Below are 15,512 nucleotides of genomic sequence, written 5' to 3'. Positions count from 1 at the left end.
AGGAATAAATTACTATATTTCGAAACAACGACAAAAATCGCTATACCCCAGTAAACATGAGGGATACAGCGATTTTTTCTTTTTCTAACTGTCAAAGATGGGATTATATCTTCGCCAGAAAGCACTGTCAATGATTGCAGATGTTTTGTCCCGCAATGGCTAAATGAAATAATGCCGATAAGACTTCCATGAAATCTTACCGGCATCTCTGTTTTTTACAATATACAGGCTGTCTGTCCATCAAAATGGATTTCTGCGTCATATTGATTTTTCAAATCTTCAAAAACTCTATGGGAAACTGCAAGTACCATTGTATCTTCAAGCGACAGCACATTTGCTTCTATCTGATGCGCCATCTCCTGATTCAGCGCAGAAGTAGCCTCATCCAAAATCAGAATCTTTGGTCTGCGGATCAACGCCCTCGCCAGACAAATCCTCTGCCGCTCGCCTCCGGAAATATTCCTACCGTTTTCTTCAATCCGGTACTCCAACCCTTCCTCGTGATGTTTTACAAATTCCTCTAAGCAGCAAAGTTTTACAACACGCTGCACCTCTTCCTCCGGATATGTATCAAACAATGTGATATTCCGATATACTGTATCCTGAAAAACAAAGCTGTCCTGTCCCACCACAGAGATATATTGATACCAGCTGTCCTTTGCAAGCTCACGGTAATTTTTCCCTGCCAGAAGTACATTGCCCGTATAGTCCGTATAAATATTCAGCAGAATTTTTATCAGAGAAGATTTTCCGCTTCCGCTCTCACCCGTCACAAGGTATTTCTTTCCGGATTCCATGCGCAGATTTACATCTGCAAAAATGGTTCTCTCCATCTGTTTTAAGCTAATATTCTGAAAACAAATTTCTTTTGGAAGTTCTGTCAAACTTTCTAATCTTTCTTCTTCAACATCTGCGCTCTGACGGTCAAGTTTCTCTGAATCTCACGATACACACCATCTGCCGCTTTCATTCGCATCCACTGACCTGAAATACTGTAAAGAGGATTCACTACATTATTTAGAAGCTGAGCTGCATTTAGAATTTCTCCGGTCGTCATCAGTCCGCGCACCGCATACCAGGCGCCAAGCAAATAACTTCCAAGCCAGATCAGAAGGGAACCTGCAAAACTGCATATTTCTGCCGCATCGTCTGTATACTGTGCACAAAACTGTGTTTCTTCTCTCTTTTCATTCACAGTTTGAAATGAACCTCGCATCTTCTTCGTCAAACGATATAATTTCGTTACTTCAAATCCTTCCAACAGTTCCTTTGTCTTTCCCACAAATATTCCATTGGCTTTTGAAACCTCTTTCTTCGATGCTTCCAGACGCTTCGCAAAAAGCTGATTAGCTGCAACCGGTATCCAGAAGGTTGCAACAATAAAAATGAGAAACGCATAATGAATTTTTACAATTACTACCAGCGATGCAATCCCTACAATAATACTTTCCACCATTCCGAAAAAATTCTCAAGATAATCCTGTTGAAGCATTTCTGCATCTGATGTAAAATGTCCAAGCCATTCTCCTGATTTTTGTGAATCATATTCACTCAGTTCTTTTTTCTGAATACTGTCAAACCACTGTTCTCTCAAAGATACCATGCATTTCTGTACAAATCTTTCTTTGCAATAGTGATGCATCAAATAAACTACAAGAACACAGAGCAATTCCATTACTGCCAAAAACAATGCTGTTTTCAATTCCTGCATAGATCTATGTACCGCCGCATCCAGGGTATACTGCATCACATAGGCCTTCAGAACTTCCTGAAGCGCCATAAAACCAGCCGAAACTATAATCAGTACAAGCCAAAGCTTATGCTTCAATAAAATATTCCTCATATGATACGTCCGTTTCATTCCTTTCGTTTTCCTCCTTTTAACTCTATCTGAAAATCATATTTCGCCAAATGCTCTTTTGCGCAATTATGCGTAACAGCAATCACAGTTTTGTCCTTCATCTCTAAAATCCGATCTGTCATATATTCAGATAATTCTCGATCCACTGCTGACAACGCCTCATCCAGGATCAAAAGATTCTTCCCTGATGCAATCGCTTTTAAGAGAATCACAATCCCAAGATAACCTCCCGCAAGCGTGGTGATTCCTTTCGGATTCAAATAATTTCCGTCTAACAATAGCTTTATAATAAACGGAATCGCCGCGGTAATCACTGAATACACTCCGCTCATCCCAAGCCGCAGAAATAGTCTATGTTTTCTTAGGAATTTCTCTTTTATTGCATAATCACTTCTCCAATTTTTCTTTCATTCAATTTTACCTGAATATCCGATTCCCGAATAATATTTTCATCATTCGTTGCAATAATTAAAGTCTTTTTAAGTGATTTTAAATTCTGTAAAATGATTTTTCGATTATCTTTATCAAGGAACAAAAAAGGATCATCTAACATCAAAATATTTCTTCCATTTTGAACAGCTCGCGCAATAGCTACGCGCCGACGCTGACCTTCTGATAAATTTTTACCATTAACACCAATTTCTGTTTCTGATTTTTTATTCCAATTCCGTACATTCCCTGTTAGATTCCCAATAGAAAAAGCTATATCCGTATTCTCTGTCTCATCAAAGATTGCCACGTTTTCCTGTAGATTTGCACAAAATAACGAAGTTTCTTGTGGCAGCAAACCTACTTGAAGATTCTCTTCTGAATTGCTAAACACAATCTCTCCTTCATACGGTTTGTAGCCCATTATACATTCTAATAAATAACTTTTTCCAGAAGAATTTCCTCCTGAAACAACCATAATCCCACCTGATTTGACAGTGAAATTATGAAAAATGTCATCCTCTGTCATACGGAAATTTTTAAAAGTAATTCCAACACTTTTTTTTGATATTATTTCGCTTTTTTTCATAGGCTTATCCAGTTTCGTCAATATACACGGCAGTTCTTCCCAACTCATCTGAAAAAGTTCACATACCCTTTCCATTGACGATTCTGTCACTTTCAATGCCCCAACTACATTATTATACAATTGCAAAAACGAAAATCCTGTATTAATAGAATTAATAAACAGTGTTAATGCTCCTATCGAAATTGCTGCTTTTTTCTGGAAAACAGCAGCCAAAAACAATATCAATATAACAGAAAAATTATTAATGAATGTTATAAAATGATTCACGGCAAACACATATATACTTTTCCTAATTTTATATTTACCGCGCTGCAGACATTTATTTAAAAAAACATTCATAACACTTTTTCGATCTGCTAAAAATTGAAAAACTTCATAATTCCCTACAATATCAGATGTCATTACCGAAAAATCAATATTAGTTTCTCTCGCATCCTCAAAGCGCATTTTTAATTTGTCCCCAAAATATCCTACTAAACTACTTAATAGCACAATCGGCAAAAATCCAAAAAATGTTAGATAAACATTGATTTGCAAAACAATTAGAAAAGCCCCAAAAAAGAAACAATATTACAAAAAAATTCTACCTGAATCAATAGCATACTTTCTAACACATTAAAATCATTTTCAAGTATGTCTGTCATAACTCCGATATCATCACATTCCTTTTCTTTCTCTTCTAAAACCCGCTGCATAACATTTAACTGCAAAATTTTTTCCACATACGAAGTGATTTTTGCTTCTACGATTCCACTTTTTCTTGCATAATAAATATTAATATATGTCAAAATTGTATAAAGCAATAAAATGATAAAATAACGCTGTTCGTTATATACACTTAAATCATCCATCAATAAATTGACTAAAAATGCAAGCACAAATGGTGCAAAACACCACACTAAACTCATAAAACCATATTTAATATAAAGCCCTCTGTTTTTTAATAAATATTTATTAAGACGTAAAATACTTCTTATTCCTTCCTTCATTCTCTCCAACTCCTTTGTGCATATTTATTAAACAAAGAACATTCCATACTCTCAAGATCAGACACTTTTCCTTCTTCAACAATTTCTCCGTCTCCCATCATATAAATATAATCACATTCTCGCAAACGTTCTACATTGTGAGTAATAATCATAGTGGTAACATCCTGCGTCAACTGGCGAAGAATCTCATTAAATCTTTCTTCTATTTTTTCATCTACCATAGCAGATGCTTCATCAAAAATAATAATCTGTTTCTGTACAAAAAATAAACGGCACAAATTAAGTAATTGCGCTTCTCCATTCGAAAACATATCTTTTGTAAGTGGCATATCCAAAATCTCTTTTCCGCTTTTCCCTTTTACAAAAGAAAAATATTTCAGAAGATTCTTTGTTTCAAGCACAAATAAAATTTCATCATCTGTTATATGTGGATTATATAAGCGTAAATTGTCACGAAAATCAGAAGGTAATATCAAATTCCCTGCCGAGACATATGCCATTGTATTCCTAATTGCCTGAATACTATAATCTCTAATATCAATACCATTAATAAGTACTTTTCCTTCTTGCGGTTCTAACATTTTGCTTATTAACTTGCTAACAGTAGATTTCCCTGCCCCTGACTCTCCAAAAACACCTATAATGTTTCCTTTTGGCAATTTCATAGAAACATGTTTCAAAATTGAATCTGTTCCATAAGCAAACGAAACATCTTCTAATTCTAGTTCTTCAAATGCCCCTACAGAACTTCTCTCTCCATCTGTAACCAAATTTTGATAAAAAAGTATTTCAGAAAGCTTTTCACAGCTTCCTTTCGCTGCCAAAAAATTCTGAATATGCATCTGTAATTCTTCAAAAGGCTGTTTTAACATATTCCCATAAGAATACATCAAATATACAACTCCAAGAGAAATTATATTTTCAAAATACAAAACACCACCAATAAATAGTGTAATTATATTTACCCCTGCTAAAAGAGAAAGTGTAATAATCCACACTCGATAATAGTAATTCTGTAATTCAATTTTTAACGGAATCCTTTGTTCCATTTTATTTTCTAGGCGTTTTAATACAGGATATTCCTTTCCTGCCATCACTACCACTTTCCTGTTTTTAATAATTTCACTTTCAAATCCACTAATATCAGAATGTGATTTTCTTTCCCTTAAAATAATATCCGAATCTTTTTTTTGCTGAACATAAATAATATATAATGCTGCACCAAGAAACATAAAAAATAATATAGCAGCCCATATATTTACTTTCCAAAAAACAATTAAAACTCCTATCATATAAATGCAATTCATAAAAGCTGGAATTAATGTGTTTTCTATAAAATATTCCAATGCCGCAAGATCATTTTCCAATGATTCGATAACCTGCGCCGGAGTATTTCTGTGGAAAAATTTCTCATCATACGAAAGTATTTTATCTACAATCTCAACACGAAGTTTATCCGTTCCCTTCCAGGCAATTTTAGAAACATTCCAATCCTTTAAGATTCCTAAAAAACATATTCCACCAGAAATTCCTAAGTACAATACTACAATACTCATCAAGACTGATAATTCCAGAGATTTTGCACTGGAATCAATATACTGCTGCAATAAGATAGGTAAATATAGCTGCATACTTGAAAATACAAGCACTAATCCAATTGCGTAAACACAGTTTAATTTATTTTGAATAATTATTTTATACAAAACTCTTTTTAAATCTTTCATTCCTTTCTCTTCCTCATATCCTTTTCAAACTTATTTTAATAGTTCTGCAATAAATGTTGCATTTACAATACCGCTTTTTTATACAAAAAACTATGACGTTTCAAGAAAAATATTTTTCTCTCAAAACGTCATAGTTTTTTCGACAACTTTCCATATAATTTTTTTACCGGTGGGGGAAGCGATAACTCACATGATTAATTTATCACGATACTGAAACTCTGATCGATTCACATACTCCACCATAATTTCGTATCTCCAGTCTATTTTATATAATTTCAACAGATCCATTCCCCACTGAAAATATGCAACGCAGGAATCATCCTGCTGTTGCTCTAACGCCCCAGCGATTGTAATCAATGATCGTCCAAGTGTGTTCCCTTTTCCAGCTTCAAGATTCATTTGATTGTTTTTCCGACTCAGATCGATAGCTTCTTTCGTAATACCATTTTCTTCATATACAGTTGCCAGATTACTTTGTACTAATCCTTTCTCCATAATTTGAAATACTGAACATACTTTACTATCATTAAAGCACTGTAATTCTAACCGCAAAATTTCCTTTGCTTTTTCTACATGATTCTGTTCATTATAAATCAATACCATCTCATTCAAAATGCTATTTTCTTCCACAGAAATCACATGCTTTCCTAACCGAGTCCCATCCACATCCATTGTCATTCTCAAGGCGCTTTCCAACTCTTTTAAACACTTGTCTGCATCCCATTTCTTAGCTGCATAGTTTACTTTAGCCCATTCAGCCTTAAGAAATTGCTGGTTTCTTAAATGCTTCGGATTCAGATACCGCTCCAACTCCTGCAATACTTCTATTGCCTCTTGCGTATGTGCGCGAAGTAACATCCGATTATATTTTTTCTTCAGCCGAACCACTTCATAAGAATCCGTTTCAATGATTGTATCCATACGCCTTCTGTCTTTCTGAAGACGTTCCAAAATCCGGCATAAATTCTTATCACGCGGACTCCTGTGACCTCTTTCAATTCTGGAAATCGTCGGTAACTCACAGATTCCGTCACTTAACTTTTCCTGTGAAATTCCTCTCTCCTGTCTCGTCTTTTGAATCAGTTCATAATCTAATTGAAATCTTCGCAAAATATGTTCAAATAAACTTATTTTCTCCAGATGGATTCCATAAAATTCACATACTTCCAAAAGACTTTTCCTCTCCTGCCTGAGCATACAAAGAAATGCTCTGTCCGCTCCCCGTTTTTCCAAAAGCTTACTGTATTGCTCAAGGATTTCCGGCATGTATGCAATTTTCCCCTCGTCTCTTAAAATCGAGAGCGCTCTCTTCGTTTCTTTCTCCAATGCATCCTTTTGTTCTTCCAGACAACCGCTCTTTCCAAGCAGCAACACTACATAAGGAAATACTTTCACAAATTCTGAATCATCCATTTCCTTCCTTTTCAAATAAGAAAGGACAGCCCATATCTCTTCCGCCCGTCTTTCATAAACAGATGCTCTGGATATTTCCCACCGAAATAAAATAAGCTTTAATTCTTCCGCACTAAGCTTTATTTTACTGTCGATCCATCCGTGCGAAAGCGCTTCTTCAAAAGCACTTCCCATTACTGTTTGCATTGTCTCACTCATTGCCTGACTGAGCAATGCGAGAATCTCTTCTTTTTTCTGTCCGGTCAGCCAGCCAATCTGCGCCCGCTCCTGCGCAATAAACTGACGATGAAGCGGGCGATTCGCTGATTTTCTTTTTTCATAAGCTTTTAAAAGTTCTTCTGCTTCTCCCAGTTGTCGTCTGCAAATATTCGTCTGTATGAGATAACGAAATTCATATAATTCGTATGCCTCGATCGGTAATACATATTCCAGCCTCTCTGTCGATTTTCCAAGCCTGCCAAATAGTCGGTCGATCAAAAAAGGATCCACCGACTGTTCATCTTTCTCTATTTTTTCAATTTGTGAAGGTGTACAGATGCCTCTCCCTAATTGCTCCATCGTACAGCCCTGCTCTGTCCTCAGCCGTTCTAATAATGCTCCGATGCCTTTTCTTCCCTCTTCCACAGTAACGCTCCCCTTGACAGCAAATTTTCAGTAACTATAAGTCTTTCCGTTCTTCTGTAGATTATAAATTTTCTTCCTGTCAAAGTCAACTATATCCACCAGTCCGCAAAAATCCATTCCACCAGCCTGCGGGAAGTATCAAACACTCTCTTATCGTCTCATATTCGTATAATTAACAAGCCCTCCGGCCTTTATGATCTTTTGCATAAATTCCGGGAATGCCTGCCCCTGAAATTCGGTTCCTTTCGTGTGGTTATAAATTTTACCACTGTCAAAGTCAACTTCTACTTCATCGCCTGCTTCGATACCTTTCGCTGCCTCCGGACATTCAATGATCGGAAGTCCAATATTAATTGCATTGCGGTAAAAAATTCTGGCGAAAGTCTCTGCAATGACACAGCTTACGCCGGCAGTTTTCAGACAGAGCGGTGCGTGTTCCCTGGAAGAACCACATCCGAAGTTTTTATTCGCAACAATGAGGTCTCCCTCCTGCACCTTATTTACAAATTCCGGATCAATATCTGCCATCGCATGACTTGCGAGTTCCTTCGCATCGAAAGAATTCAGATATCTTGCCGGAATAATAACATCCGTATCTACATTATCTCCATATTTAAATACATGTCCGCACGCTCTCATGATCTGTCACCTACTTTCTCAGGATTTGCTATATAACCGGCAATTGCACTGGCTGCCGCCACTTCCGGTGACGCCAGATAAATCAGTGAATCTACATGCCCCATTCGACCTACAAAATTACGATTTGTCGTAGAAACACATTTCTCTCCTGCTGCAAGCACTCCCATATGTCCTCCCATACATGGTCCGCAGCTCGGTGTAGAGAATGCACATCCGGCATCAATAAAAATATCTACAATGCCTTCTTTGATACATTGTTTATAGATCTTTTGCGTTGCCGGAAGCACAATGACACGCACATCCGGATGTACTGTATGACCTTTTAAAACGGCAGCTGCCCGTCTCATATCTTCCATACGTCCATTTGTACAGGAACCAATCACAACCTGATCTATCTTAATCGGTTCCATTGCCTCAATCTCATCAATCGTCTTGGCATTCCCCGGCAAATGCGGAAATGCTACTGTTGGCCGTACATCACCAAGATTGATCTCAACCACTTCATCATACACAGCATCTTCATCCGGCGTATAAATCTTGTATGCCTTCTCAGAGTGTTCTTTCATGTAGCTCTCGGCTTTTTCATCCACAAGAAAGATTCCGTTTTTTGCTCCTGCTTCAATTGCCATATTTGCCATTGTGAAGCGATCATCCATAGACAATTCTGAAATGCCGTCTCCTACAAATTCCATTGATTTATAGAGCGCTCCATCTACACCGATCTTCCCGATAATATGGAGGATAATATCTTTGCCGCTCACATACGGCGATGGTTTCCCTGTCAGCACAAATTGAATCGCCCTCGGCACCTTAAACCAAAGTTCACCTGTCGCCATTCCTGTAGCAATGTCTGTCGTTCCTACTCCTGTGGAAAATGCTCCCAGCGCCCCGTATGTACAAGTGTGTGAATCAGCTCCGATAATGCACTCTCCTGCCACAGTGATTCCTGCTTCCGGAAGGATTGCATGTTCAATTCCCATACGTCCGATCTCAAAGTACCATTTCAGTCCCTGCTTCTTTGCAAACTCCCGGATAGACTTTGAGTTTTCCGCTGATTTAATATCTTTATTCGGTGTAAAATGATCCGGCACAAGCACTACTTTTTCCGGATCAAACACTTTCTCTGCCATCTGATAAAATACCGGAACAGCCATAGGTCCGGTAATATCATTGGCCATTACCACATCTAATTTTGCTTCTATTAACTGACCTGCCTCCACGGATGGAAGTCCTGCGTGGGCAGCAAGAATCTTCTGCGTCATCGTCATTCCCATAATCAGTATCCTCCCTTATCTTACTATGGTGGTTATTCTAGCATATACGCCAAAATTGCCGCAAGAACTCCACTGCAACTGGATAAGAAAGCAGTTAAAAGAGATTAAAAAAAATCAATTTATTTACTGTTATATTCTCTTTCTGTTTTATCAGCAAATCTCCTGTAAAAAGTTAGTTTTTTATTTACAGAGCTCTTATTTCCGCTTATAATATATCAACATAATACAAACTTACCAGAAAGGACGGAATTTATCGTGTATCATTATCTTTTAAACTTTTTTATTTACGGATTTCTTGGCTGGTGCACCGAAGTTGCCTTTGCCGCCTTTAAAGAACATCATTTCGTAAACCGCGGCTTTCTAAATGGCCCTATCTGTCCGATTTACGGTTTTGGCGTCAGCACCGTCATCTTGTTCCTGACACCGTTTCAGATAACCTGTTTCTTCTCTATCTTGTTTCAACAATTGTCGTTACTGCTCTGGAATGGCTGACCGGATTTCTCCTTGAGAAACTATTCCACAGCCGCTGGTGGGACTATTCCAATATGCCCCTTAATCTCAATGGCTATGTCTGCCTGCTGTTTTCATTAATCTGGGGTGTTGCCTGCGTATTTATCGTCAAAGTATTTCATCCGCTTGTCGCAGCAGGGATCCGTTTCCTGCCGCACACACTCGGCTGGATTCTCATCGCCGTTTTCGGAATTACGATTCTAATTGACACTTATGTAACCGCTTCCGGTATCTTCAAGATGAACAAACGTCTTGAGCGCATGGAACAGATTGCCGGGGAACTTCATTCCATTTCCGACCGACTCGGCGAAAATATTTACAAAAATGTTATGGGAACACTGGAGTTCAAAGATGACTACAAAAAACACTTTGATGAACTGGTACAGCAGCTCCAGGAACGCCGGGAGGATTTCTCCGAAGATGTGCGGGAGCGCAGAGAGGCGTTTTCCGAAGATATCAGGGAGCGCAGAGAAGAGCTTTCTGAAGATATCAGGGAACGCAGAGAAGAGTTTACCGAAGATATCAGAGCACATATGGAAGAACTGCTGGAACACTACCGGGATTTGCGCAATCACTCCAGTAAACTCCACAAACGTATTGTAAAAGCCTTTCCACATATGCATTCTTCCCGCTATTCCAATGCTCTGAAAGATCTTCAGGACTATCTGAGATCTTTGCATAAATAACTTTACACAGAATCGTACATACAAAATCACATGACACAAAAAGGATATGCCAATCTGACATATCCTTTTTGCTTATAATAAATTCTACTGACTTACCGCATCAGTTTTTTTACGATCCAAAGTTTCTTTCTGTACGGCGCATAGCGTACCGGAACATCAACTATAAGCGACTTCTTCATGATACTTTTCTTATGCGTAAATGTATCAAACCCTGCCTGACCGTGATAGGAACCCATTCCGCTTTCTCCAACTCCTCCGAAGAAGATGACTTGTCGCCAGATGTACCACTGTATCATTAATACATCCTCCTCCGAAAGAAAGATTTTTCAAAATCTCTTTTTCAACACTTCTCTTCTTTGTGAAGAGATAAAGCGCCAGCGGTTTCGGTCTGCTTCTCACACTGTCGATCACTTCTTTCACATCATAAAATGTTATGATTGGAAGAATCGGTCCGAAAATCTCTTCCTGCATAACTGCTGCATCCCAACTAACCTGATCCACAAGCGCAGGCGCAATCTGTAACGTCTTTTCGCGTACTTCCCCGCCGGTCAGCAATCTTCCTTCTCTCAGCAGACCGCACAACCTATTGAAATGTTTCTCGTTGATAATATGCGGATAATCCGGACTTTCCAACGGGTTTGCTCCATAAGCTCTTTTGATCTCACTGCAGATTGCCTTTACAATCCTCTCTTTCACTTTATGATGCACAAGAAGATAATCTGGCGCCACACAGGTCTGACCTGCATTCAAAAACTTTCCCCAAACAATTCTCCTTGCCGCCAGACGGATATCTGCACTTTCATCAACAATGCACGGGCTCTTCCCTCCGAGTTCAAGACTGACCGGGGTAAGATGCGCGCCGCCTTTTCCATCACATAAGTTCCAACAGAACTGCTTCCCGTGAAAAAGATATAGTCAAATTTCTCCTCTAGCAGCATTTCATTCTCCGCTCTTCCTCCTGTCACAGCACAGACATAGGCCTTTGGAAAAAGTTCTCCAATCATTTGCTTCAAAAGTTCAGATGTACAGGCTGCATAGGCTGACGGTTTCACAATTGCACAATTTCCCGCCGCCAATGCTGCTGCCAGCGGCGCGATCGTAAGCTGAAACGGATAATTCCACGGCGACATAATCAGTACCACTCCATACGGTTCCGGATAGATAAAAGAGCTTGCCGGAAATTGTGTAACCGGTGTCTTAACTTTCTTAATCTTCATATAACGGCGAAGATGTTTCTGATGAAACCGGATTTCTTCTTTCACGATACCGATTTCTGTTGCGTAAGTTTCAAAAGCCGCCTTCCCAAGATCAGCCCGAAGCGCCTCCTCAATCTCTTTCTCATGAACTTCAATCCAACGGTACATCCTGTCAAGACTTTTCATCCGACTGCCATAGCTTCTCGTTCTTCCGCTTTGATAGTACGCCCTCTGACGTCTTAGCAATGTTCTATACTCTGTCATAATCTCTAGCTCCTGATATACTCATCATCTGCTTCTCCATACCCCGGCAGGTCTGTATACGTCAATGCACCTGTGTAAAATGCATGTGCGCGAAATACTGCATAAAGTTCTGCATAAGTCGCCTCATAGTAAGGCTTCAAATAAAAGATTTTAACAATTCCGCAAGTCAGTCCTCCGAGAATTGCCCATCCGATAAAAGACAGATCAAGAATAAATGTATCCAGCTTCTGTCCTGTCATCATCTGACGGCTGATCTCAAACGCTCTCTGATGAGGCATCTCCGGATTCTCAGACAGAATGTATGGTACCATCCTGTATTCATATGATTTTACAATTCCCGGAATGATAAACAGCAATGTCCAAAGCGCTGTATAAAGGTCACGCAAAAACAGTGTCAGCGCCACATTTCCATACCCTTTACTCTGAAATCCGTACAAAATTGTCCCAACGCCTGTCCTATGTTCGCGGTTCTCCATAAACATGCGTTTTGCTCCAACTTCAAGGATATTTTTCACAAAAATTGTAAACAAAATCCCAAGCAGCCCGATCATACTTACAAGACCACTTACCAACATGCTGAATAATCCAGTAATTCCCATCATCTCAATGGAATGAAAACCATTCCAGATCATATCTCTTACCGTATCAATATCAAACTCGAAGCGAAACCTGAATAAATCTCCATTCAAAAGCAGCAGAATTGCCCCGACTGCGACTGTCGTCAAATAATTTTTCAGGAAGCAATTTTTTCCCCGTATCTTCAGTTCTTCTCTTAACCACATATTTTCCAATGTATCCTTTCCGGTATTAGCTTATTCTGCCATGCTTTTTTATATCTACAGTCGTTTCAATCGGATCAATCGGATCGATTGGATTCTCCAGACGATTTTTCTTATTTCGTTTATAATGGCGCAGAATTGTTCCTCCCATATTATAAAACCAGAAAGAATATACAAGAAGCTTATTCGCTTTGCCCATTTTATCTTTCGTTGTCTTATTATAATTAGAACCGCCCGCCTTAATATTCTCTTTCTTACGGATCAGTGCGATCAGCTCTGTCTCACATGTGACCGGCTCCGGAAGTTCTGTATACGCCATCCCTACACAATCCGGACGATGAGCATCACTGCCACCCACTCCCGGCTTTTGATACTTCATAGCCAGTTTCATTGCCCCTTCGTTAGATTCCGTGGATTCACAGGCGTTGAACACTTCAAAAAAGTCAAATCGTTTCGCATACTCCGGTGCATTATAATATCCCTTTGTATGTGCGTAGCTGAGATACTTTTCTCCACAAGGATGTGCCGGTCCGAGAATCCCTCCATGCCTGTGCACAAAGTCAATCAGCGCCGCCACCGGAAGTCCTCGAAGCTCCAGCAGGCGCATCCTTACACCTTCCGGCATAATCACAAGGATATGTCCGGCATCCCTCGTATCATATTCAATTCCCTTCAGAACAACAAAATCATCCTGGTATTTTTCTTTCAGAACATATTTCCACTGACGATAACCGTTGTAAGTATTGTGATCTGTTACCACCATCCCCTGAAATCCTTTTTCCTTCAGTATCTGATATATTCTTCCAGACTAACCCGGCTGTCTACCGAGCCTTCTTTTACATGACAATGCATATCGATCTTCAAGAGTAAGCCCCCTTTACCGTTACACTTTTCTTAATTATACTCTTTTTATCCCCCAATCGCAATCTCTTGATACGTTTTCTCCTGCTTTCTAAACAAAAAACAGTACTTTTCAAAGGAGGATATCAATGTCTCTCCTTCGACCAGTACTGTTTTACCATAAAGTTTTTCCCTACTCTTCTTCGTCATCTGAAAACAGCGAACGAGCTGCCTCAATTTCATTCTCAATAGATTTCTCTGACCGGATATGCTTTGCCGCTGCAACTTCTTTTTTGCCCTGTTTTCTTCCTTCCAGAATAAACTGCACCATGATTCCAAAACATGCAGCTACCAGACCGACAATCCAAACAATGATCTGCTCTGAAAATCCAAGCAGTTCAGCTCCTTTTGCAGCAGCTGTAATGCCTCCGAACAGTCCCGTTGCAATGATAACCATCGGCTCTGCAAATTTCAGACTGATTATCGCCGGGATAACTCCGATTCCCGCACAGACAAGCATCCACAACCATGTCTTAGGCTGTAAGATTACCAAAAGCGCCGACACACTGAAGAGCCAGCTGGCAAACATTACGCTGACAATATAAATCTTTGCAGATACAATCGCCAGCACGATTCCCAAAATCAGACCTGCAATTAATCCGACTCCTATGCTAAGCTGCAGTGCATTTACCGGAATATAGAAACCAATTATAAATCCTGCAAAAAATCCAATCACTGCCATCCAGATGCGAAAGATTTTAACTCCGAAAAAGCAAGTCAGCGCTGCCAGCACAATGACTGCAATCGAAATTGTCATTTCATTTCCTGACACATACGAAGCTACACTGTCTGTCAGTTCCGTTAATAAATTCATTAGTTCCATATATGTGTCCCCTGATCTTCTTAAAACTCTACTTTACCTGTAACATCTCCATTGATTACATAATAAGCCGCACCATCTTCAGGCTTAACATATAAATCCATTGACTTCATATCGCCGATCTTATTTTTACCTTTTGTCCATTCTTTTTTACAGCTGCGATCAGGTCTTTTGAATCAATTTCTTTTCCCTGGTGCTGAATCATAATTCTTGTTTTAATTTCTTTCTTTGTAGAACCCGGTTTACGTCCTCTTTTTGCAGGTTCTTTTTTCGCTTCTGCCGCTTTCGTTTCTTCTTTTGGTTCTTCAGTTGCTTCTGCTTTCACTTCTTCTGCAACTGCCTCTTCCACAATTTTCTCCTCTTTTACTGCTGTCTCATTTCTATCTGTCATACCTGCGTTTTTCTTTTCCTGTTTTTTCATTGCTCTTCTTGTAGCCATCTTAATATCCCCCTAGCCTACATAGTTTACTGTTCATATTTTAATACGAATTGTATTATAGCACACTTCGTCAAAAAAGCTACATTTTTCTCAAAAGAAATACATAAAAATGGATACCAACTAATCATTTATTAATTGATACCCACTTTTAATTTGATTCTTCAATCATTCTTTTTACCTCTTCTTACAACCATTTTAAATGTTAATGATTATAAATAATATTACATTTCTGGTGGTCTGTACCCGGGAGTTTGACAGTTGAATATTAAAAAAAGTTCTCACAGGTCGCATAAAACCTGCTTTTTTTATGTCAAATTTTCTGTTTTTATGGCTGTTATTTTATGTTATTGTATGATATAATAAGGGATAGGAGGGA

Annotated in this window: 13 protein-coding genes and 3 pseudogenes; 2 read left to right on the top strand and 14 right to left on the bottom strand. The window is 39.0% G+C overall.

The features are described from left to right. Nucleotides 1-215: 215 nt before the first annotated feature. The 9 genes from DWX73_RS11000 to leuC all read right to left on the bottom strand — a co-directional run bounded on the left by DWX73_RS11000 (nt 216) and on the right by leuC (nt 9,542). A complete protein-coding gene (locus DWX73_RS11000) occupies nt 216-884 on the bottom strand; it encodes an ATP-binding cassette domain-containing protein (RefSeq protein WP_118348810.1) in 669 nt (222 codons plus the stop codon). A 5-nt stretch (nt 885-889) separates the two neighbouring features. Further along, a complete protein-coding gene (locus tag DWX73_RS10995; protein WP_118348809.1) occupies nt 890-1,861 on the bottom strand; it encodes an ABC transporter transmembrane domain-containing protein in 972 nt (323 codons plus the stop codon). Further along, complete coding sequence (locus DWX73_RS10990; RefSeq protein ID WP_147334787.1) at nt 1,858-2,184, bottom strand: hypothetical protein; 327 nt, start codon at nt 2,182-2,184, stop codon at nt 1,858-1,860. The genes DWX73_RS10995 and DWX73_RS10990 overlap by 4 nt, the downstream gene beginning before the upstream one ends. Nucleotides 2,185-2,237: 53 nt before the next feature. Continuing rightward, on the bottom strand, nt 2,238-3,416 hold the full coding sequence (locus DWX73_RS10985; RefSeq protein WP_118348807.1) for an ATP-binding cassette domain-containing protein: 1,179 nt from the start codon (nt 3,414-3,416) through the stop codon (nt 2,238-2,240). Nucleotides 3,417-3,421: 5 nt separating this feature from the next. Continuing rightward, entirely contained in the window at nt 3,422-3,868 is a 447-nt protein-coding gene (locus DWX73_RS10980) for a hypothetical protein (protein WP_118348806.1), read from the bottom strand. Next, nucleotides 3,865-5,592, bottom strand: a complete 1,728-nt coding sequence (locus DWX73_RS10975; RefSeq protein ID WP_118348805.1) for an ABC transporter ATP-binding protein — start codon at nt 5,590-5,592, stop codon at nt 3,865-3,867. The genes DWX73_RS10980 and DWX73_RS10975 overlap by 4 nt, the downstream gene beginning before the upstream one ends. 186 nt (nt 5,593-5,778) lie before the next feature. Continuing rightward, nucleotides 5,779-7,629 (bottom strand): helix-turn-helix domain-containing protein, encoded by a 1,851-nt coding sequence (locus tag DWX73_RS10970; RefSeq protein WP_118348804.1) that lies wholly within the window; start codon nt 7,627-7,629, stop codon nt 5,779-5,781. A gap of 150 nt (nt 7,630-7,779) precedes the next feature. Next, entirely contained in the window at nt 7,780-8,268 is a 489-nt protein-coding gene (gene leuD, locus DWX73_RS10965; RefSeq protein ID WP_118348803.1) for a 3-isopropylmalate dehydratase small subunit, read from the bottom strand. Then, a complete protein-coding gene (leuC, locus tag DWX73_RS10960; protein WP_118348802.1) occupies nt 8,265-9,542 on the bottom strand; it encodes a 3-isopropylmalate dehydratase large subunit in 1,278 nt (425 codons plus the stop codon). The genes leuD and leuC overlap by 4 nt, the downstream gene beginning before the upstream one ends. Nucleotides 9,543-9,797: 255 nt before the next feature. On the opposite strand from leuC, the gene DWX73_RS15610 reads away from it, so the two are divergent. Together DWX73_RS15610 and DWX73_RS10955 are read left to right on the top strand one after the other, a co-directional pair. Further along, nucleotides 9,798-10,034: a putative ABC transporter permease gene (locus DWX73_RS15610; RefSeq protein WP_242996853.1), complete on the top strand. Its 237-nt coding sequence runs from the start codon at nt 9,798-9,800 to the stop codon at nt 10,032-10,034. Beyond that, a complete protein-coding gene (locus DWX73_RS10955) occupies nt 9,980-10,738 on the top strand; it encodes a putative ABC transporter permease (protein WP_334294659.1) in 759 nt (252 codons plus the stop codon). The genes DWX73_RS15610 and DWX73_RS10955 overlap by 55 nt, the downstream gene beginning before the upstream one ends. A gap of 92 nt (nt 10,739-10,830) precedes the next feature. On the opposite strand, the pseudogene DWX73_RS10950 reads toward DWX73_RS10955, so the two are convergent. The 5 genes and pseudogenes from DWX73_RS10950 to DWX73_RS10930 form a co-directional block, all read right to left on the bottom strand. After that, nucleotides 10,831-12,198 (bottom strand): annotated as a pseudogene (locus DWX73_RS10950) (aldehyde dehydrogenase). A 5-nt stretch (nt 12,199-12,203) separates the two neighbouring features. Beyond that, on the bottom strand, nt 12,204-12,980 hold the full coding sequence (locus DWX73_RS10945; RefSeq protein ID WP_118348801.1) for a DUF975 family protein: 777 nt from the start codon (nt 12,978-12,980) through the stop codon (nt 12,204-12,206). Between the two features lie 25 nt (nt 12,981-13,005). After that, a pseudogene (locus DWX73_RS10940) lies at nt 13,006-13,841 on the bottom strand (PHP domain-containing protein). A 169-nt stretch (nt 13,842-14,010) separates the two neighbouring features. Then, nucleotides 14,011-14,700 carry a TM7S3/TM198-like domain-containing protein gene (locus DWX73_RS10935; protein ID WP_118348800.1) on the bottom strand — a complete coding sequence of 230 codons (690 nt, stop codon included), beginning with the start codon at nt 14,698-14,700 and terminating at the stop codon, nt 14,011-14,013. Between the two features lie 20 nt (nt 14,701-14,720). Further along, nucleotides 14,721-15,088 (bottom strand): annotated as a pseudogene (locus DWX73_RS10930) (DUF6465 family protein). Between the last annotated feature and the right edge of the window lie 424 nt (nt 15,089-15,512).

The sequence above is a fragment of the Coprococcus sp. AF21-14LB genome (genome assembly GCF_003458885.1).
Classification (GTDB): domain Bacteria; phylum Bacillota; class Clostridia; order Lachnospirales; family Lachnospiraceae; genus UBA9414.
This window is presented reverse-complemented; position numbering and strand designations above follow the sequence as displayed.

Excerpts from the sequence above, each read along its gene's own strand:
- leuD (WP_118348803.1), bottom strand. The coding sequence starts at position 8,268 with ATGAGAGCGTGCGGACATGTATTTAAATATGGAGATAATGTAGATACG.
- DWX73_RS10975 (WP_118348805.1), bottom strand. The coding sequence starts at position 5,592 with ATGAAAGATTTAAAAAGAGTTTTGTATAAAATAATTATTCAAAATAAA.
- DWX73_RS10945 (WP_118348801.1), bottom strand. The coding sequence starts at position 12,980 with ATGTGGTTAAGAGAAGAACTGAAGATACGGGGAAAAAATTGCTTCCTG.
- leuC (WP_118348802.1), bottom strand. The coding sequence starts at position 9,542 with ATGGGAATGACGATGACGCAGAAGATTCTTGCTGCCCACGCAGGACTT.
- DWX73_RS10935 (WP_118348800.1), bottom strand. The coding sequence starts at position 14,700 with ATGGAACTAATGAATTTATTAACGGAACTGACAGACAGTGTAGCTTCG.
- DWX73_RS10980 (WP_118348806.1), bottom strand. The coding sequence starts at position 3,868 with ATGAAGGAAGGAATAAGAAGTATTTTACGTCTTAATAAATATTTATTA.
- DWX73_RS10995 (WP_118348809.1), bottom strand. The coding sequence starts at position 1,861 with ATGAAACGGACGTATCATATGAGGAATATTTTATTGAAGCATAAGCTT.